At 71.4% G+C, this 18,973-nt stretch carries 19 protein-coding genes and 1 pseudogene; 10 read left to right on the top strand and 10 right to left on the bottom strand.

Going from position 1 to position 18,973, the window contains the following annotated elements:
* Positions 1-40: 40 nt before the first annotated feature.
* From QRX50_RS17115 to QRX50_RS17105, 3 genes are all read right to left on the bottom strand, one after another.
* On the bottom strand, positions 41-553 hold the full coding sequence (locus QRX50_RS17115; protein ID WP_285972930.1) for a hemerythrin domain-containing protein: 513 nt from the start codon (positions 551-553) through the stop codon (positions 41-43).
* Complete coding sequence (locus QRX50_RS17110) at positions 550-933, bottom strand: nitroreductase/quinone reductase family protein (RefSeq protein ID WP_285972929.1); 384 nt, start codon at positions 931-933, stop codon at positions 550-552. The genes QRX50_RS17115 and QRX50_RS17110 overlap by 4 nt, the downstream gene beginning before the upstream one ends.
* 289 nt (positions 934-1,222) lie before the next feature.
* On the bottom strand, positions 1,223-2,398 hold the full coding sequence (locus QRX50_RS17105; protein WP_285972928.1) for an FAD-dependent monooxygenase: 1,176 nt from the start codon (positions 2,396-2,398) through the stop codon (positions 1,223-1,225).
* 106 nt (positions 2,399-2,504) lie between these two features.
* Here QRX50_RS17105 and QRX50_RS17100 point away from each other — a divergent pair, with 106 nt between their 5' ends.
* Entirely contained in the window at positions 2,505-3,410 is a 906-nt protein-coding gene (locus QRX50_RS17100; RefSeq protein ID WP_285972927.1) for an IclR family transcriptional regulator, read from the top strand.
* Positions 3,411-3,429: 19 nt separating this feature from the next.
* The gene (locus tag QRX50_RS17095; RefSeq protein ID WP_285974486.1) at positions 3,430-3,990 is read left to right on the top strand and encodes a GNAT family N-acetyltransferase; all 561 of its coding nucleotides are present in this window, start codon (positions 3,430-3,432) and stop codon (positions 3,988-3,990) included.
* A 151-nt stretch (positions 3,991-4,141) separates the two neighbouring features.
* Here the strand turns inward: QRX50_RS17095 and QRX50_RS17090 are convergent, their stop codons facing one another.
* The 3 genes from QRX50_RS17090 to QRX50_RS17080 form a co-directional block, all read right to left on the bottom strand.
* A complete protein-coding gene (locus QRX50_RS17090) occupies positions 4,142-6,601 on the bottom strand; it encodes a CehA/McbA family metallohydrolase (RefSeq protein WP_285972926.1) in 2,460 nt (819 codons plus the stop codon).
* Between the two features lie 47 nt (positions 6,602-6,648).
* Positions 6,649-8,832, bottom strand: coding sequence for an outer membrane protein assembly factor BamB family protein (locus QRX50_RS17085; protein WP_285972925.1), 2,184 nt, complete (start codon positions 8,830-8,832; stop codon positions 6,649-6,651).
* A gap of 119 nt (positions 8,833-8,951) precedes the next feature.
* Positions 8,952-10,055, bottom strand: a complete 1,104-nt coding sequence (locus QRX50_RS17080) for an FAD-dependent monooxygenase (RefSeq protein ID WP_285972924.1) — start codon at positions 10,053-10,055, stop codon at positions 8,952-8,954.
* A gap of 119 nt (positions 10,056-10,174) precedes the next feature.
* On the opposite strand from QRX50_RS17080, the gene QRX50_RS17075 reads away from it, so the two are divergent.
* On the top strand, positions 10,175-11,080 hold the full coding sequence (locus QRX50_RS17075) for a TetR/AcrR family transcriptional regulator C-terminal domain-containing protein (protein WP_285972923.1): 906 nt from the start codon (positions 10,175-10,177) through the stop codon (positions 11,078-11,080).
* Here QRX50_RS17075 and QRX50_RS17070 read toward each other — a convergent pair.
* The 3 genes and pseudogenes from QRX50_RS17070 to QRX50_RS49520 form a co-directional block, all read right to left on the bottom strand.
* On the bottom strand, positions 10,968-11,942 hold the full coding sequence (locus QRX50_RS17070) for an alcohol dehydrogenase catalytic domain-containing protein (RefSeq protein WP_285972922.1): 975 nt from the start codon (positions 11,940-11,942) through the stop codon (positions 10,968-10,970). The two genes, QRX50_RS17075 and QRX50_RS17070, sit on opposite strands and share 113 nt — an antisense overlap.
* A 170-nt stretch (positions 11,943-12,112) precedes the next feature.
* The gene (locus QRX50_RS17065) at positions 12,113-12,517 is read right to left on the bottom strand and encodes an SDR family NAD(P)-dependent oxidoreductase (RefSeq protein WP_285972921.1); all 405 of its coding nucleotides are present in this window, start codon (positions 12,515-12,517) and stop codon (positions 12,113-12,115) included.
* 133 nt (positions 12,518-12,650) lie between these two features.
* Positions 12,651-12,782, bottom strand: a pseudogene (locus tag QRX50_RS49520) (hypothetical protein); the annotation flags it as partial.
* A 53-nt stretch (positions 12,783-12,835) separates the two neighbouring features.
* Here QRX50_RS49520 and QRX50_RS17055 point away from each other — a divergent pair.
* The 5 genes from QRX50_RS17055 (at position 12,836) to QRX50_RS17035 (ending at position 15,990) form a co-directional block, all read left to right on the top strand.
* Positions 12,836-12,952 carry a LysR family transcriptional regulator gene (locus tag QRX50_RS17055; protein ID WP_285972919.1) on the top strand — a complete coding sequence of 39 codons (117 nt, stop codon included), beginning with the start codon at positions 12,836-12,838 and terminating at the stop codon, positions 12,950-12,952.
* A gap of 35 nt (positions 12,953-12,987) precedes the next feature.
* Positions 12,988-13,656: a LysR substrate-binding domain-containing protein gene (locus QRX50_RS17050; protein WP_285972918.1), complete on the top strand. Its 669-nt coding sequence runs from the start codon at positions 12,988-12,990 to the stop codon at positions 13,654-13,656.
* A gap of 467 nt (positions 13,657-14,123) precedes the next feature.
* The gene (locus tag QRX50_RS17045; RefSeq protein ID WP_285972917.1) at positions 14,124-15,116 is read left to right on the top strand and encodes a hypothetical protein; all 993 of its coding nucleotides are present in this window, start codon (positions 14,124-14,126) and stop codon (positions 15,114-15,116) included.
* A gap of 299 nt (positions 15,117-15,415) precedes the next feature.
* Entirely contained in the window at positions 15,416-15,619 is a 204-nt protein-coding gene (locus QRX50_RS17040) for a hypothetical protein (RefSeq protein WP_285972916.1), read from the top strand.
* Positions 15,616-15,990, top strand: a complete 375-nt coding sequence (locus QRX50_RS17035; RefSeq protein WP_285972915.1) for a type II toxin-antitoxin system death-on-curing family toxin — start codon at positions 15,616-15,618, stop codon at positions 15,988-15,990. Before QRX50_RS17040 ends, QRX50_RS17035 begins: the two co-directional genes overlap by 4 nt.
* Before the next feature lie 728 nt (positions 15,991-16,718).
* On the opposite strand, the gene QRX50_RS17030 is transcribed toward QRX50_RS17035, so the two are convergent.
* Complete coding sequence (locus QRX50_RS17030; RefSeq protein WP_285972914.1) at positions 16,719-17,774, bottom strand: DUF3089 domain-containing protein; 1,056 nt, start codon at positions 17,772-17,774, stop codon at positions 16,719-16,721.
* A gap of 187 nt (positions 17,775-17,961) precedes the next feature.
* Between QRX50_RS17030 and QRX50_RS17025 the strand changes: the two genes are divergently transcribed.
* Both QRX50_RS17025 and QRX50_RS17020 read left to right on the top strand, forming a co-directional pair.
* Positions 17,962-18,144 carry a hypothetical protein gene (locus tag QRX50_RS17025; RefSeq protein ID WP_285972913.1) on the top strand — a complete coding sequence of 61 codons (183 nt, stop codon included), beginning with the start codon at positions 17,962-17,964 and terminating at the stop codon, positions 18,142-18,144.
* Between the two features lie 180 nt (positions 18,145-18,324).
* On the top strand, positions 18,325-18,861 hold the full coding sequence (locus QRX50_RS17020) for a hypothetical protein (RefSeq protein ID WP_285972912.1): 537 nt from the start codon (positions 18,325-18,327) through the stop codon (positions 18,859-18,861).
* Positions 18,862-18,973 lie beyond the last annotated feature (112 nt).

The raw sequence follows: 18,973 nt of genomic DNA, 5'->3' as shown, positions 1-18,973 counted from the left end.
AACGGAGGGGCTGTGCCGTACAGCCACTCCGGGATCCGGCTCAGCCGTACTGAGGTGCCGGGGCGGTCGCGTTGTGGGCGGTCACCACGGCTTGTTCCTCGAAGTCGAAGTGGGACTCCAGCTCCCCCGCGAGCCGCTCGAGCTCCGCCCGCAGCTCGACGGGATCGGACTCGCCGGGCACGAAGCCCTCGACGAGCGCCTGGATCGAGTCCTGCAGCTGCGCCACGACCTTGTGCCGCTCGGCGAGCTGCGCGACCGCGGGAGCGAGTGCCGGGAACTGCTCGGCGATCGGCGGGAACACCGCGACGTCCTCGCCCACGTGGTGCCGGCGCAGCGCGGTGCAGAAGCTCAGGCAATGGGTGCGCAGCTGCTGGGCGAGGTCCGGCTGTGGCCGGGTGGTGGTCGTCGCGGCGCCCTCGACGACGTTGTCCACCTGCCCGCGCAGCGTCCGCAGCTCCCCGCGCAGCCACTCGTGCACCTCGACGATCCAGTCGCCCATGCCCTTGACCCGTTCTTCACCGGGCGCGGCTTCGATGCGGTGCAGCACGATCACCGGGATCTGCCGGGTCGTCTTGGCCTGGTAGCCGCCGTATCGGGTGCCTCGGCGACCACTTGCTCGAACAGCTTGTCGTGCGCGTCGCCCTGGGGGATGGCGGCGATCGCGCGGTAGGTGTCCTCGCCGGTCTCGACCGTCACGATCGGGTTCTTGCGAATGTTGTGGTACCAGGCGGGGTGGTGGTCCGCACCGTTGGCCGACGCGACGACAACGCCGTTGCCGTCGATCTCCAGGTACCCGAGGATGGCCTCGCGCGGCTGACCCGTTTTGGCGCCGATCGTCGTCAGCACGGCCAGCGCCCAGCCTTCGAACATGCCGGTCAGCTTGCCGTTGTTCGCCCTGAACTCGGCGATGACCTGGCGCTGGAAGGCATTCACGTCGAAGCCGGACCAGTCTTACGCGTGCCCATTGTCTGGTTGTTCGTCGCTCACGTATTTCCTTTCGGTGATTCCGGAAGGAGGTCGCGGCACAGGATCAGACACGAAAAATACCCCGCAGGCCTGGACATGGCGCAGCAATCCCTACAGCGGGATTGAGAAGCTGCGAGAGACGGAGTTTCCGATCTCTGTGCTGGCTGGTTAGCCACTACCTCCATGCATAGGCCCATACGGGGCTCACCACGAAGTTAACACGGGTGCCCGAGTGCGACAAGTCCACAAAGGAGAGTCACGGCACGAGTTCCGCGTCGTACCCGTAGATCCAAGCGTTGGCGGCCAGCGGATCCTGATCGGACAACGACGCGTCGCGGGCTTGTTGGGCCGGGCCGTCGGGCAGGTGGTTGAGGTGGGCGCGCTCGTGCGAGACGGTCTGGAGCCGGGCGGTGCGGGCGCGGCGGGCGTACTCGTAGCGGCGCAGCGCGCGGGCCGGCTCGGTGGTGTCGTCGGCCAGGCACAGCGCGAGGGCGGCCGCGTCTTCGACCGCTTGTGCGGCGCCCTGGGCGAAGAACGGGAACATCGGGTGCGCGGCGTCGCCGAGCAAGGTCGCGGGGCCATGGCTCCACCGCGCGAGCGGGGCCCGGTCCACCAGTGCCCAGCGGCCCGGGGTGCCCGCGGCGGCGATCAGCTCGCGCAGGCGCGGGTCCCAGCCTTCGAACTCGGCGGCGAACTCCGCGTGGCTCGCGGTGGCGCTCCAGGACTCGACGACGTCCTCGCCGGCCGGAGCGAACGCGACGATGTTGATGAGCTTGCCCGCCGAGATCGGGTAGTGGACGAGGTGGTGGTCGGGACCGAGCCAGAGCGTGTGGGCCTTGCGCAGCGCGAACGCGGGCGCGTCGGCGGCCGGCACGAGGGCCCGGAAGGCGCACAGGCCCGAGAACGTCGCGGGCGACGGGCCGACCAGGGCGGTGCGGATCATCGAGTGCACGCCGTCGGCTCCGATCACGACGTCGGCGGTCGTGGTGGTGCCGTCGGCGAACGACAGGTCCGCACGGTCGTCGGCGATCTCGACGCCCACGCACTTCGCGCCGAGCCGGAGCGCGTCCGGCGGCACCGCGGCCTGGACGACGCTCAGCAGGTCAGCGCGGTGCACGGTATACGTGCGCTCGCCGTAGAGCCGTTCGCACGATTCGGCGAGGTTCTCCGCGGACAGCACAGTCCCGTCCGCCCAGCGGCGAAACTCCCACCCGACGTCGACGGCCACCGCTCGCGCGAGCAGTTCGTCCAGGACACCGAGGCGGCGCAGCAGGCGCACCAGGTTCGGGCCGGCGACGAGCCCCGCCCCGACCTCGCCGAGCTCGGCGGCCTGCTCGTAGACCGTGCACGCGAGCCCCGCCCGCCTCAGGAACGCGGCGGCGGCCAGTCCCCCGATTCCGCCTCCGACGACGGCGATCCGCAGTTCGGGCACCGGCGTTCCCTCCTTCGTTCCGGGTGCCGGTGAGCATGCCCGCGCGCAAGGCCGTCGAGGAACGTCGATGTTCATCCAACGGACATCGACGTAGGCTACGAGCACCATGCCCCGCACGAACGAACCCGGCCGCAGCGTCAGTTCTCGGCTGTTGCAGGTGCTGTTCACGTTCACGCCGGAGAACAGCGCCCTGACCCTCGCTGATCTGACCCGCCGCACGGGGCTCCCGCACGCGACGGTCCGGCGGCTCGGCCACGAGCTCCTCAGCGCCGGCGCCCTCGACCGCACCCCGGACGGCCGGTTCACCATCGGCCTGCGCCTGTGGCAGCTGGGCACGCTCGCGCCGCTGTCGGTGCCGCTGCGCACGGTCGCGCTGCCGTTCCTGGAGGACTTGCACGCGGCGCTGCACCAGCACGTGCAGCTCGCCGTCCTCGACGGGCACGAGGCCGTGGTGATCGAACGCTTGTCCGCGCGCGACGCCGTCGACCTGGCCTTCCACGTCGGCGGGCGGCTGCCGCTGCACAGCTCGGCCGCGGGCAAGGTGCTGCTCGCGCACGCCGGCCGGACCCTGATCGAGGCCTACCTCGCGGCCGGGCCGGCGCGGTTCACCGCGCGGACCGTGACCGACCGGGCGGACCTGCGGGCCGAGCTGTCCGCGTGCCGGCGGTCCGGCACCGCCACCGTGCGCGGCGAGATGACCGAGGACGCGGACTCGGTGGGTGCCCGCATCACCGACGGCCACGGCCGGGTCGTCGCGGCGCTCTCGGTCGTCGTCCGCACGGGCTCGCTCGACCTGGCCACGGTCGTCGCGCCGGTGCTCGCCGGCGCGTTCGGCATCTCGCGCCGCCTGGGCTGGCGGCCCGGGATCGGCGTGTGCGACGCCGACCTCCCCTGCCGGGCGCCGGGCGGCCGGCCCTTCGAAACGCCGATCGGCAACCCGGTACCGTGCCGTACCGATGACCGCGAACCTCACTCGCCCGGTGCTGTCCGGCAGCCGTGCCGCCGTGCGTGAGAACTGGGTGGGCCGGCAGGTGCGGTTGCGGGAGATCCGCCCCGACGACCAGCGGGCCCTGGCCGGGTTCGACCGCGACGGTGACGGTGGTTACCGCCACTGGGCGACGCACCGGGCGGAGGTGGCCGGGTCCGGCGGAGACCGCCACCTGGCGATCGAGACACGGCACGGCCGCACGCTCGTCGGGTCGATCTGGGTCCGGACGGACCCCGCGGCGAGCCGCTTCAGCTACGGCGTCGGGATCGGCGCGCAGCACCGGCGGTGCGGATACGCCGAAGACGCCGTGACGACGCTGCTCGCCGCGATGTTCGGGCCGGCCGGCTACCGCAAGTGCGAGGTCAGTGTGCACGGCCGCAACTTCGCGTCGCTCGCCCTGCACGCCAGGCTCGGGTTCCGGGAAGAAGGCCGGGTGCGCGACACCGAGGCACTCCGGGGACAGATCACGTACCCGGTGCTGATGGGTCTCGGCGCGGACGCGTTCGCCGCCCGGCGCCTGGACACCGCCGACGGCCCGTGGACCGCGCGGCACTCGCGAACCCGGCGGCGCGGGCGTCACTGGCGGACTCGCGTGCGGTACTGAGCCGTTCCCGGCGGCAATCCAGGCCGCCCGGAAGCGCGATCACCTCACACTGGGTGACTACGTCTCATGACAACCACAAGTGAACCCCTCCCCTCGCTCGGCGAGGACAACACGGCAGGCCCGGTGGACGGCGGCCGGGCCGGCAACCACTTCAGCGGCCGCCCGTGTCCACGATGTGAATCTGTTGCGTAGTGTCGCGCTGACCCCGATTTACGTTACGGTCCGTGACGAAAGCCACGACGCCGCCGGACGCCGCGGGGTACGTGGCGTTGCCCGGCTTCGTGAGCTGGACCGGAGCCGACCAGCCGGCCGGCGTGAGACGCGACGTGAACACCTTCCAGCGCCAGTCCGTGGCGCGGGAGTCGTACCAGACGGCGCGGACGGTGCCGTCCGGGTCGTGGCTCAGGCGGGGCCGCTGGCTCATCGCAGCCGGTTCGAGGGCGAACGGCGTGGCCGCCGACCAGGTGCGCCCGTCGGCGGAGCGGGCCGAGCGCAGAGACAGGTTCGCACCCGAGCTCTGGAGGGCGCCACTGTCCCAGGCGACGATGAAGTCGCCCGAGTGGTCGACCGCCGCGCTCGGGTGGCGGTCGGCTCGGTCGGTGGCGGCGCTGACCTGGGCCGGCGCGCCCCAGCCGCCCCGAGTGCCCGCGCGGGTGGCGGCGAGGATCTGCCAGTTGTCCGGGTCCGTACCGCCCGACGCGGGCTGGCCGGCGGGCGGGGTGTGGCCCGTCCACAGTGGATCCGGGTCGTACCGATCGTCTTGCCACGCAACGAGAATGCGATCGCCGTGGCCCACCGTGACGGTCGGGAACACCGAGGCCGGGTAGCGCGGCGAACGGGCGTCGACGGCACGGTTGCCGGCGCTGACCGTCTTGCCCGCGGCCGACAGGTTGACCGGCTTCCGGTCGATGCCGACCACCTGGGTGTAGACGTCGAACGCGCCGGCGGTGTTGTCGGCCCAGGTGACGACGGGCTGTCCGCTGGAAAGCAGCGCGATCGCCGGGTGCACGGCGCGGCCGGTGCCCGCGTCCAGCCGCACGGCGGGGCCGAAGAGCAAGCCGCCGGTGCTGCTGTGGCGCAGGTAGATCGCGGGGCGGTGCGGCTGTTCGTGGCCGCGCTCGTCCTGCCAGACCACCCACACGTCACGCCCGGAAGCGGCGACGCGCGGCGCGGTGGCCGTACCCGAACCGCTGGAGAGCTCGACCTCGAAGAGACCGAAGCCGCGCCGGTCCACGCGCTTGTAGACGATCCGGCTGCGGCCGTCGGAGTGCCGCTGCGCGACCACGTGCACGTCGTTGCCGGTGACCGCGATGTCGGCGAACCCCGTGAACTCACCGGTGCCGCCGAGCACCGCCGCCGCGTTGTCGCGCCCGGATTGCATGGCGGGCAACGGGATCTCCGGCGTGGGCGTGACCACGCGACCGACGGAGACGAACACCGGCGAAGTCGCCGCGCGCAACTGGTCGGGCAGCGCCGGGTCGGCGTCGGCGCCGGACGCGCTGCCGGGCGAGCGCACCTCGGCTCGGAACCACACGTGGTCGCCCGACAGGCTCAACGGCAGAGTGCGTGTGTCGTCGTTCCCCCGCACGGTGGTGTCCAGCAGGGCCTCGGCGGAGCGGCCCGGCGTGCCGTACACGAGCAGGCGCGTGCCGGCGCCCTGGCGGACCCGCACGCGCAGCGAAGCGCGCCGCGGCAGCTTCCGCGAACCGACCACGGTCTCGTCGCCGCCGATGGCCTCGAACCGGCCGTCGCCGTCGAGGTCGGCCTCGATCGTCACGAACGGTCCCGACACACCGGAGGACACGGTCGTCCGGCCGGCCTTCAGCGCGTCGAGGATCGCGCGGACGCTGCGGTCGCCGGCGAACACGCGCGTGGCCGGCTGGCCGGGACCCGCGATGTCCCACAGCTCTCGGAAGTGGCAGTCGCTCGCGGCCGTGACGCCCGTGACATAGCCGCGGTTCCAGCGCGTCTCGGCGAAGTCCATCTGCGCGTCGGGATTCGTCGAGACGTTGAGCACCTCGATGTTGTGGATGCCCTGCACGCTGGCGTTGTCGTTCGGTCCGGCCGCGCGGGTGTACTCACCGTCGTCGGGATGCGCGATGTGCCACACCGCGTCCTGCGACCGAGCGTCCCAAATGGACTGCTGCACGTGCCGGAACGCCGCCGAGCCGGGCGGGTTCGCGCCGTCGACGACGTTGTCCACCGCGCCGAGCACGATCGCGTGCGGCGAGCCGTTGGCCTCTTCGCCGGGGATCAGCAGCAACCGATCGGACGTCCACTGCGGATCCCAGTGCTGGTCGTACGTGCGGTGGTCGGTCAGCGGCAGGAAGTCCAGCCCGGTCTTCTCGGCCTGGCCGATCTGGTCGCCGACGGGCAGGTTGCCCGGCAGTGCCTGCTTCGACGTCTGGCGCGGCAGGCTGCCGTCGGACGAGTGGTCGTCGTGCACGTGCGTGTCACCGACGAGCCACTGGCCCTGCGGTTCGCGGCTGCCGCCGAACGGAAATCCGCCGAACGGGAGTCCCTGGGTCGCAGCGACGGCCGGCGTGGCCACGAGGCCGGACGCCGCGATCGCGCCGCCCGCCACCATGAACTGTCTTCGAGTGAGGCCCATCTCTGTCCTTCTTCCGGGCACCGGCACCGATCGGGCGCCCGTGGAACTCAGGGGAGGGAAATCCCGTGGACGACACCGTTCTGGTCGCCGACCACGAGCGTGCGCCCGTCGATCACCGGGCGGCCGAACGTGTAGACGAGGCTCTGCTGCAGCCAGCCCAGCCGGGCACCGTCGGAGAGCCGCACGCCGATCACCTTGCCGTCGACGGTCAGCACCCACGCCGTGCCGTCGCTGATCGCCACGCCCGCGTTGAACACGCGCAGCGCCAGATTCGTCGTCCACAACGGTTTCCCGGTGGCGAGGTCGACCAGGGTCAGCACACCCCACTCGGTGGTCAGCAGCACGCTGGAGCCGGCGATGAGCGCGGGCGCGTACATCGCGCTGCCGGCGACGGTCCAGCGCAGCGCACCCGTAGCCCGGTCGAGCGCGATCGCACTCGACACGGTGGCGACGATGACCACGTCGCCACCGAGCGCCACGACGGTGTCCCACCCGCTGTACAGCGCGACGTGGTTCTCGACACCGGACACCATCTGGTACGCCCACAATTCCTTGCCCGTTCGGGCGTCGTGCGCCCGCGCGTACCCGTCGGCCGCCGAGGTGTACACGCGCTCGCCGTCACTCGCGGCCTGACCGGATGAGAACCCGCGCGCCGGCACCGACCAGCGACGCCGGCCGTCGGTGCCGACCGCAAACAGCGCCTGCCCCGCCGAGAACACCACCTGCTCGTGTCCGTCCACAGTGGAAACCAGCGGCGCGCTCACGACCGGCGCCTTCGCGTCGAACGCCCACACCCGCCGTCCATTGCGGACATCCAGCGCGTACAGGTGATGGTCGGCCGAGGGGACAAAAGCCAGCGTCCCGCTGACCGCCGGACGCCGGTACACCGGGCCGAGCTGCGTACGCCACTCACGGTGGCCGCCGCGCCGCAACGCGGTCACCTCACCGGCCGACGAAGCGGCGAGCACCAGGCCGCTGCGCGCGTCCGCGAGGGTCACGCCGCCCTGCACCGAACCCGAAAGCTGCTCCTGCCACCGGTCGACGGGGTCGCCGGCCACCGCCGGCACCGTGAACAGCGCGACCTGCTCCCACCAGCTGCCGTCGGCCGCGTTCACGCGCACCTGAAGCCGCTGCCGCCCCGGCGCCAACGCCGAGACGTCGACGCTGCCGGTCCAGCGGTCCCCCGAACCCGCGAGCGGCTGCCACGCGGCCGGGCTCGTGCCGCCGAACACGGCCTGCGGGTACGGCTGCACGCCGACCTGCTGCGTGGCCGACGCGCGCACCTCGACCGGCAGCGAGCCGCCGGAAACCTTGCCCACGTGGACATAACGCGGCCGCTGCTCGCGGCCCTGTCCGCTGCCGGTCAGCGGCACGGTCGCGAACGGCGCCTCGGTGTCGGTGCCGTCGGCGGCCACGGTGACTCGCCGCACGTCGAGCACGTCGGTGCCGTCGGCGGCCGTCGTTTTCTCGGCCCAGTAGTAAATCGGGCCGTTGCGCACGGCGTTCAGGGTCACTTGGGTGAGCCCGTTGAACTTGGTGACGTCCTCGCGGTGCACGTGGCCGGCGATGACCCCGCGCAGGTTGTGCCCGGCGAGCACGTCGAGCACCGCCGGCTGGTCGTCGACGTAGTAGAACTGGTTGCCGAACGGGAAGTGCTGGAACAGCACCACCGGCGTGTCCCGGTGCACGCGGCGCAGGTCGCGCTCGAGCCAGTCGAGACCGGCAGGTCCGTAGTGGCCGGGCTCCTGCAGCACCTGCGTCGGGTCGAAACCGACGAAGTGGACACCGCCGGCGTCGAACGAGTACGGCGTCGGGCCGAAGTGGCTGTGGAACTCCTCCTTGGCCGACGGGTCCCACCGCGTCTCGTGATTGCCCGGCGAGTAGTGGATCTTCCCGCGCAACGCGGCGGGCAGCACCTTGCCGTACTGCTCGTACTCGTCGGGCAGGCCGGTGTCGGTGATGTCGCCGCAGTGCAGCACGAGGTCCGGGTCGCGGCGCGCGATCGAGGCGTACGCCTGCGTGAGCCACGTGGTCGACTGCGGGCTCGTGGTGTTCACGTGCGTGTCCGAGACGGCGGCGAACGTGAACTTGCGGCCCGGCCGGCCCGGCGTGGCGTCCGCCGGCGCGGCGCCGAGCAGCGTGGCCAGCGCCGGTGCCGCCACCACCCCCGCGGCGAGCCCGAAAAACGCCCTTCGGTGCAATCCATCGTGCCGGCAAGGCTCGTCGACCATCGGGTTCCTCCATTCGAGAAGCTGAACCCTCAAACCTTCACCCATTCAGGTGACGCCAACCTGACGCATCGCCGTGGCGCGGCTGAACGCCGGACCAAGCTCTGCCGGGCTCGTCGGCGTTACGTGAGGCTGATCGCATTCTTCGCGCGGTCCACCGACTCCTCGGCCGCCGGACCGCCGGAGTTTTCCGTCGCGAGCGTCTGGTTGGCGGCGACGAACGGGCGCAGCCGCGTTTCGTAGGCGGAGAACGCGGTGGTGTGGTCGTCGTGGCGAGCGAGTTCGTCGGCGAGCACGTACGCGCCGACGAGAGCGAGGCTGGTGCCCTGACCCGAGAGCGGCGACGCGCAGTAGCCCGCGTCCCCGAGCAGCGTCACGCGGCCGGCGCTCCAGGAGTCGAGATGGATCTGCTGCATGGCGTCGAAGTAGAAGTGGGGCGCACCGGCCATTTCGGACAGCAGCCGCGGTACCTCCCAGCCCGCGCCGGCCAGCTGCTTCGCCACGATTTCCTTCTGCGCCACGACATCGCGGTAGTCGTACGACAGCGGCGGCGACCCGAACCCCAGCGTGACCCGCAGCTCGGTATTGTCGCGCACCGGGTAGACGGCGCCGCCGGTTTCGCCGTCGCGGAACCAGACCTGCCAGTTGTCCAGTCCGAGCAGGTTGGGCGCCGGGAAGATCGCCAGGTACTGCCCGAGGTGCTGGGCGAACCGCTCCTCCGGGCCGAACGCCAGCCGGCGCACGGCGGAGTGCAGGCCGTCGGCGCCGACGACGAGGTCGAACGTGCGGAGGCCGCCACGCTCGAACTCCACGCGCACACCGTGTTCGTCCTGCTGCAGCGCGGTGATCGAATCGTCGAAGACGTACTCGACGTCAGGCTCGGTTGCCTTGTACAGCAGGGAAACCAGGTCGTCGCGGACCAGTTCCACGTCGGGGCTGTCCAGGCGGCCGCTGCTGTAGGTGTGCTCCTGCGAGCGGAACAGCTCGGCGCCGGAACCGTCCACCACGGACATTCCACGCATCCGCGTCCGCACCGCGCGCACCTGCTCGCCGAGCCCCATCCGGCCGATCACGTCGAGCGCCACCCCGCGCACATCGACTGCCTGACCGCCCTCCCGCAGGCCGGGCGAGCGCTCGACCACGGTCACGGAGAACCCGGCCCGGTGGAGCCAGTAGGCCAGCGTCGGGCCGCCGATGCCGGCGCCGGAGACGAGGACGTTACGCATGGTTTCCTCCAGGTGTTCGTCGTATCCTTACGGACCACACACTGGCTTCGGCCAGGCAACCATGCCAAAACTGACCTAGTACAGATGGTCAGCTGTACTGGTACAGATCGGAGCCGGGGATGGCCGAGCAGCGCTACCTGGAGATCGCCGCGGAGCTGCGCCGCCGGATCGCCGACGGAGAGCTCGTGCCGGGGGCGAAGGTGCCCTCGACGCGCCGGATCGCCGTCGAGTGGGGCGTCGCGACGGCCACCGCGGCCAAGGCGCTCGCCGCGCTCGGCCAGGAAGGGCTGGTGCGGGCCGAACCGCGGTCCGGCACCGTCGTCGCGGGCCGGAAACCCGAGCCGAAGCCGCGCCCGCGGCCGCCGGGCCTCTCGCGCGAACGGATCGTGCGGACGGCCATCACGATCGCCGACGAAGAGGGCATCGCCGCGTTGTCCATGCGGGGAGTGGCGGCGCGGCTGGGCGTCGCGGCGATGGCGCCGTACCGCTACGTCGCCGGCCGCGACGAGCTGGTGCTGCTCATGGCCGACGCGGCCTTCGGCGAACGCGGCTACCCCGCGCGGCCGTCGGGCGACTGGCGGACGCGACTCGAACTCACCGGTCGCACCCTGTGGTCGCTGTACCGGCGGCACCCGTGGCTCGCGCAGCTGTCGCCGATCACGCGCCCGTTGCCGCTGGCCAACCTGGCCACGCACGCGGAGGAGGCGCTCTCGGCGCTCGACGGCTTCGGCCTGTCCGCCAAGCAGCTGTGCGACCTGCACGTGCTTTTCTTCAGCTACATCCAGGGCGTCGCCATCCACCTCGAACGCGAGCGGCACGCCGCCGGCACGTCGGGGCTGACCGAGGACGAGTGGCTGGCCACCCAGGCGCCGGGCCACACGGCGATCATGGCCAGCGGCCGCCACCCGGTCTTCACGCGGATGCTGACGACGCTGGAGGAGGACGGTTACGACCTGGATCTCGACGAGCTGTTCGAGCTCGGCCTGCGCTCACTGCTCGACGGCGTCTCGCTGCGGCTGGCCTGACGTGAGAAAACGCGCCCACCCCGGGGAAGGTGGGCGCGCTTTCGGACCAAGGCGTCAGTCCGCGATCTGAAGCACCACGCGGATGTTGGCCTTCGGCATGTGCTGGTAGGCCTCCTCGGCCTTCTCCAGCGGGAACGTCTCGTACACCGGCCGGATGCCGCGCAGGACGGCGAAGTTCAGCGTGTCCTCGCTGTCGCGGGCCACGCCGCTGTACATTCTGGCCTTCGAGCACGATCACCTGGCCGTTGGGGCGGATGCCGTTGATCAGCTCCGACTGCATCTCGGCGCGGTCGACCGTGCCGAGGATCGCCGAGGCGCCGCCCATCTTCTTCAGGGACTCGCCGACGCTGCCTTCGTTGCTGTCGATGTACTCGTCCGCGCCGAGCTGGCGGGCCAGCTCTTCCTTGGCGCGGCCGCGGTTGATCGCGACGGTGCGGAAGCCCATCTTGTTGGCGAACTGGACGGCGAGGTGGCCGACGCCGCCCACGCCCTGCACGGCGACGAGATCGCCGGGGCCGGCTTTGGCGTGGCGCAACGCGTTGAAGGCAGTGATGCCGGCACACATGAGGGGCGAGGCCTCGGCGAACGTCAGGCCTTCGGGGATACGGGCGACCGCGTCCTCGGGGGCGACCATGTACTCGGCGTAACCGCCGTCGAAGGACGTGCCCGTGATCGTGCGGCTGTCACAGTTGACGAAGTCACCGCGGCGGCAGTATTCACACGTGAAGTCGACACCGCCGGACCAGCCGACCCCGACCTTGTCGCCGACCTTCCACAGGGTCACGGCGTCGCCGACCGCGTCGACGACACCCGCGATCTCGTGCCCGGGCACGCGCGGCAACTTGGTGCCGAACAGTCCCATTCGGGGGATGATCTCACCGCCGCACACACCGCACGTTGCACCTTGACCCGCACCTGGTTGGGCTTCGGCTCGGGGATCGGCAGTTCGACCTGCACGAACGGGCCCACCCGCTTGCTGAACCTGAGCCGCGCGCATTGTCCCTGTCATTTTCCCACAATTCCTTTCGGTGGTCAGTGCATTCCGCCGTCGCAGACGAGCTGCTGTCCGGTGATCAACGCGGCTTCGTCTCCGGCGAGAAATGCCGTCACACCCGCGACGTCTTCTGTGGTGCCCAATCGCCCGATCGGGACCATTTCGATCAAACTGCGTTGGTATTCGTCGTTGGCCGGGTCGGTGAAAATTCCGGCGCCGTCGATCGGACCGGGCACGACGGTGTTCACGGTGACGCGGCGCGGGCCGAGCTCCATCGCGAGCACCTTCACCAGATATCCGGTGGCGACCTTGCTGGTGCCGTAGAGGCCGACACCCAGCTGCGGAACCGTGGTGGTGTTCGAGGAGATGGTGATGATGCGGCCACGGTCGGCGATGCGGCGGGCGGCCTCGCGCAGTACGAAGTACGGGCCCTTGGTGTTCACCCGGAAGAGGAGGTCGAAATCCTCTTCGGTGACGTCGGTGACGTCGGTGACGTCGGTGAGGGGGGATGTTGACCTTTTCCATGCCCGCGTTGGCCACGACGATGTCGATCTTGCCGAACTCGGCCACGGCGGCGTCGTAGAGGTCGACGATGCCGTTCACCTGAGACACATCGGCCGCGTGCACCAGCGCCTTCACACCGTACGCTTCGGCCGCCTTTTTCACCTCTTCGGCGGCGGACGCGTCGCGGGAGTAGTTGATGACCACGTCGGCGCCCTGCTCCGCCAGCCGCAGCACGATGGCCCTGCCCAGGCCTTTCGATGACCCAGCAGGCGGTCAGCGGGCAAATCCGGCAGCTCGAGCGCGTGGCCGGCACGCCGCTGGTCCGGCGCCGGTCCTCCGGCGTCGAGCTCACCGCGGCGGGCAGGCGTTCCTGAAACACGGTCGCGAACTGCTCACCGCTTGCTCGGCGATGGTCTCGGAGGCGCAGCTCGTCGGCTCGGGCCTGTCCGGGCGGCTGCGGATCGCGTTCAAGGCGCAGAGCACCGCGCACTTCCTGCCCGACGTCGAGTCGTCACTGCGCCGCGTCGCGCCCGACGTTCAGGTCGACGCCCTCGCCGTCCACACCCTGCCCGACGAGCTCGATGCCCTGGTCGCGGTCACCGCCGACGCCGCGTTCCTGTGGCTCCCCATCGGCGACGACCGCCGGTTCGTCACGCACTGGCTGCTCGACGAGCCACGCTGGGTCGCGCTGCCGCCCGGGCACCACCTCGCCACGCGGACGTCGCTGAAGGTGTCCGACCTGGTCTTCGAACCGATCGTCGGACCGCGCGACGGGATGCCCGAGGCGGTGGTGAAGTTCTGGTTCATCGACCCTCGGCCGGACGGCACCCGCGCGGTCTACGGGCCGCAGGGCCGGACGCCGGCGGAGTGCCTGCACCACGTGGCGGCGGGGCGCGGGTCGTGGATCGCACCCGCGTCGACAGCCACGTACTTCCCGTACCCGCGGCTGGTGTGGCTGCCGCTGGAGGACGCGGCGCCGTTGGGGCTGGCGCTGATCTGGTTGCGGGAGGACTCGAACCCGCTGCTGGACCTGCTACTGGAGGAAAGCAAGCGCGTGACTCGGCCGACTCCGGTGTGAGGCAGCCGGCCAGGATGGTGGCACTCAGCGCGGCCGCCTTGTGGTGACCCCGGTCGGTCCTTTTCGGACTGTTTGTGTGGCCCGGCCTCGCCTGCGCGCGACACCGGCACCTCCACGACGACGGTCCTCCTCGCCGGCAACGACTGGGCCGGAGCCCCACACTGGTTCGTGCCGGCCTCGTCGTGCCGGCAATCTGCTGTGGCAGGGCCGCCGGTTGACGGCCGAGAAGCCCCCACCACTTCAAAGGCCCCGGAGGTGCGCCTCGCACAGACTCGCGCCGCCGCCCGGGTCTGCGCGCCCAGGCGTCGACAAGGTCGATCTGCGTCGGCGCCCTTCCGTCCGGTTCTCGCCCAGCGCAGGGACGTTTTCCGGGCGTCCGACGAGAGCCTCCCGACTGCGGCCACGCCGGATTGTCGGGGCGATCTCTATGCTGTGCGTGTCCGGTTGATGACGGAGGGGGATCAGGCGTGGTTCAGTCACCGACGCCGCAGGGGCGCGTGCTGGCTTTCGTGCTGGCCGGTGTTGCCGGGGTGTGCGAAGTGCTGCTGTTGTGGAATGAGGTCGCGGAGCTGGGCCGGCATTTCAATCTGGACCCCGGGCCGTACTTCCACCTGGTCATCGCTTTACTCGGCCTCGGCGTGCTCGTGGGCGCGGTGCTGCTGGCCACGCGGCGGCCACGAGTCGCGCGGGTGTTGATGCTGGGCGCTGTTGTGCAGGTGATTCTCGCGGTGCCCGGGTCAATGCGAATCTTGGGGATTCGGCGGTCGAGTGCTTTCGAGGACGTGTTCCTGCCGGCCGGGCTGGCCGCGGCGATCGCGGTGCTGCTGTTCGTGCCCGCGGTGGCGATGGCTTTGCCGGCGGCTATGCCGCGGTTCGCCGGCGCGCCGGGTTGGCCCCCGGGGTACGGCGGTGCTCCGGCCGGTTACCCGGGCGCCGGGATGCCGGGGGCGGGTCCTGGCCAGTGGCAAGGGATTCCCGGGCAGACGTGGGCCGGGCCGGTCGCGGGGCAGCAGTGGCAGGGGATTCCTGGGCAAGCGATGCCCGGGCCGGTTCCCGGGCAGCACTGGCAAGGGACGCCCGGGCAACCGGTGGCCGGACCGCTTCCTGGCCCGCAGTGGCCGGGTGCCAGCGGAGCCGGGCAAGCCTGGCCGAGCGGCGCGGTGCCGGGACAGATCCCCGGAGCCGCGATGCCAGGCTCCGCTCCGGGACAGCAATGGCCAGGCGCCGGCGAGACCGGCCAATCCTGGCAGGGCGGCGCAAAGCCGCCCGAGCCGGCGGCGCCGGGTTCGGTTCCACCCGGCCAGGCGTGGTCCGGTGCCGTCACGGCGCAGGGCCAGCCCGGACCGGCGTGGCAGGGCTACGTTCCGCCGGGGCAGGGCCCGGTGCCTGGACAGCCATGGCCGGGTTCGACTGACGCCGGCCAGCCGACGCAAGGTTCCGGCTCGCCGAATGGGTCCTAGCCGCCGGAACAACCGCCGCAAGAATCCGCCGCCGCGCAGCGGAGACAAGGCGGGGTGCCACCTGGGCACGGGGGCCAAAGGTCCGCTTCCGTCCGGTCCGAAGAGGGCCGGCTCGGTACCGCAAAGACAGTAGATGCCGGGTTCCGGCGCGCCGAGGCTCTGCGGTCGAGCGGGCCGGGTCGGCCGGGCCGGGGTCGCGGTAGACGGGCCGTATCCGCCGGCGCCCCACTGAGCGATGTCCGGTCGGGGCCGGGAAAACCGGGGTTCGCCAGGTGGGGTGAGGCCTTAAGGTTCGAGGCATGGGTCAGGTATTGCCGGTCGAGTTCAGCGACGGCGAGGTGCGCGAGATCGGACGGCAGGCGGCCGCCGAGGGGCGGAGCCTGCAGGAGTACGTGCGGGAGACGCTGATGGCCGCCGTGACTTCGCGCGCCCAGCAGCGCGCGACGGTGCTCGACCAGGTGCTGGAAGCGAGCGCCGGCCTCAACGAGCGGCTGGCGCGATGACCGAGTACCTGACGATCCACGACCTGATGGTCGTCGCGCGCCGGGTGGTGCGCGGTGAGCTCGCGGTGCGCGACACGGGCATCCTCGCGGCCGCCGTGGCGCGCCCGCGCACGTCGGTCTTCGGCGAGGACGCCTACCCCGGCGTGTGGGAGAAGGCAGCCGCCCTCATGGAGTCACTCGGCCGCGGCCACCCCCTCATCGACGGCAACAAACGCCTCGCCTGGACCGCCACCTGGTTCTTCCTCGGCCTCAACGACAAACCCCTCCGCACGCCCCTCGACGAGGACGCCGCCGAACCGTTCGTCCACGACGTCGTCCAGGGCCACCTCGACCTGCCCCGCATCGCCGCCCGCCTGGCCGACTTCGCCTAGCTGAACGGCGGGCTCGGAACCCAAGCACCGCGAGGACCCGGCGCCCGCCGCCCGGGCTCCAACCCAAGCCAGGTCAGGGCGCTCCGGCAAGGAGCCATGCTGCGGTCGCGTCCCGGCCACCGCGCCTCGTCATCGGGCGGCGAGAATCCCTTCGCAGCCCCGGCACGCCGGTAGCAAGCCATGCTCCGCCCCACCCCAGGCCACCCCACCCCACGATCCAGCCAGAACCCCTCACCGCCCCAGCACACCGACAGCAAGCCATGCTCCGCCCCACCCCAGGCCACCCCACCCCACGATCCAGCCAGAACCCCTCACCGTCCCGGCACGACAGAGCCCAGCTCCCCATTGCGCGAAACTCCCACCGCAGGGCTTCGACAGACCGGCACCGGTCCATCACCCAGCCCGCTCCGTCCAGCCGCGGGATCCTGCGGAACTCCGGACCGCGGCCCAACCCGAGACGCCAACCAACTCCAGCCCTGGCCGAACCGCGCGCACCTGCCGGAACTCTGCGGAGCGGCAAGCTCGGAAGCGCCCAGCCGGACCGGGATCAGCCCCCACCGGAACCGAACCCGGCCGTGGCCCAGCGACGTCTCACCGCGCACCGGCCTCCCACTGTGCCGTTTGCGCGTCGACCAAAGCCGTCAAGTCGCCCAGTGTCAGGGAGAAGTCGTCGACGTGGAGGCCGAGGCCGACGCTGCTCGGGGGGCCCACCAAGGTGTCGCCGCCGGTCAGCTGGAGCCAGGAGGCGGTGCCGCCGGAACGTCGCGGAACGCGCAGGCGCCGCTGAACTCGCCGGGGTAGCGGGCGAAGCCGGTGGGGAACACCGGCAGTGAGGTGCCGAGGAGGACGGCGGTGAGGTGGCCGTTGGGGAGAAGAGTGTTGCCCTGCACCAAAGTCCGGGTGGGGAGCCGGGTGTCGAGCGGAGTGGTCGCGTCGGGGGCGGTGCCGGCCATCAGAGCGGCCGGGTTGGTACAGAGGATGCGGTGGCCGGGCGTCGAGGAGAGGCCGAAGGCGGAGCCGGGCGGGGGGACCGTTCCGGCCGGTTGCTTGTACGACGAGTAACCGGCCACGCAGCCGACCGGCACCGGCACGGCAGCCGACGCGCGCGAGCACACCGGCAGGTACTGGAAAGCCGCGTCCGGATCGGAGCCGCCGCCGGCCGGGCGGTCGGTGGGGACCTGGACGTTGCCGCCGAGCAGCAGCGCGCTCACCAAGGAGGGCTGCGCGTCCGGGTGGCCGTCCACGCGGTCGCGCAGGAGCGAGGCGGCGTCGGCGGCGCCCTGCGAGTGGCCGATCACGACCACCCCGCGGCGACGGTGCGTGACCGGGTCGACGTTGTACTCGCGCCAGTAGGTGTCCCACGCCTGTTCGACGTCTTCGAGGCCCAACGCGTAGTCGGGCGCCGTGCCGGTGAGCACGCCGACGAGGTGCGCGGCCAGCGGCGCCTGCCGGTACGCGGGCACGAACATCCGGCAGCGGCTGAGCAGCGGACCGACCTGGGCGTAGGTCGCGGCGGCCGCGGCGTCGTCCGGACCGGGTGGCAGGGAGCCGATCTGGAGCGCCGGATTCGAGAGCAGGTCGACGGTCGGGTAGACGGAGAAACAGTCCACCGGAGGGGCCGCCGGCGGCTCGAACGGTTCCACCACACTCGCGCCCGACTCCACCCGAGTGGTGTCGAACGTCACCCGGCCAGGCGACGCGGGGTAGCCGGCCGTGAAGCGGCCGCCGGGCGTCGCGATCTGCGGGTCACCCGCCAGGTTCTGGTTGCACGGGTTCGCGGCCATCCCCGGCAGGCACACCCACACCGAGTGGTCGAGCGGTGCCGTGCCCGGTGGTGGCGCAGCGGCGTCGGCCGGGGCGGCGGCCGAGAGCCAGCAGAATCACGCTTTTCCGCACGCTCGAACGCTCCTTCACCGGGTGGACGAGTCCCCCGTAGGCTGACAGGAGCGAAGCCGATCCGGGAGGTGAGTCGTGCCGTCACTCAATCCGCTGCGCCTGCTGCGCAAGTGGACGGACTGGTTCGAAAACCGCGGCGTGTACATCCCGGGCGAGGAGAGCCGCGCGGTCGACCCGGTGCGTGACTTCGGGTGGCTGATGGTCGCGTGGGGTGCGGGCGTGGCGATCTTCATCCTCTTGTTCGCCTTCGCCGTTTAAGTGGCACATCGGTGACGACTGTCACCCGCAGTGCCCTTTCGGTCACGGATCGGCCACGGCTGTACACCAGGTCCGCGTCTTCGTGCGCGCGCACGTGCATGTGCAGGGACAGTGGAGCGGGTCGACTTCGGTCACTACGCCGAACGGCCCGAGACCCCGCCCCGACTGGAGTAAACCGAGATGGCGCCCGCGCGCACCCCCAAGCTGCTGCTTTCCGCCTGTTTGCTGATGGCGGTGGCGGCCTGCGGGGTCGACGCGCAGGAAGGCACGGCGGCGCTAGGCGGTGGCGGTGCCCCTGCGAAGGCCGCAGCCGCGCAGACGTCGCGTGACCTGCAGTTCGGCGCGGAACACCGGTTCGCCAGCGGCCTCACGATCTCGGTTTCCGCCCCGCAGTCGTTCCAGCCCAGCCCGGCGGCATACCCGCGCAGCCCGCGCGCGGCGTCGTTCGGCATCGAGATCACCAACAACGGTGCGGATTCCTACCGCCTGTCGGGTTTCACCGTGGTCGCGATGATCGAGGGACGCCCGACCAAACAGGTCGTCGACGCCACCCAGGGCCTCGGCGGCATCACCGACGCGGGCAAAGACCTGCAGCAGGGCCGCTCCGCGCAGCTGACACTCGCGTTCGCCGTACCCGACCGCACCACGCAGCTCACGGTGCAGCTGCGACCCAGCGCGAGCGAGCCCGCCGTGGCCACGTACTGCGGGGCCGTCTGAATTACCAATCCGGCCAAAAGTAGGCCGACCCCCACGCGGCACGTAACCGTTGCTACGAAGCCATTCGGCCGTGACTGTGGTCGGATTGGTAACGATCGGCACAGTACGCTGC

The organism is Amycolatopsis sp. 2-15 (assembly GCF_030285625.1).
GTDB classification, from domain to species: Bacteria; Actinomycetota; Actinomycetes; order Mycobacteriales; family Pseudonocardiaceae; genus Amycolatopsis; species Amycolatopsis carbonis.
Note: the sequence above shows the minus strand (reverse complement) of the source record. Positions and strands in the feature narration are given on the sequence as shown.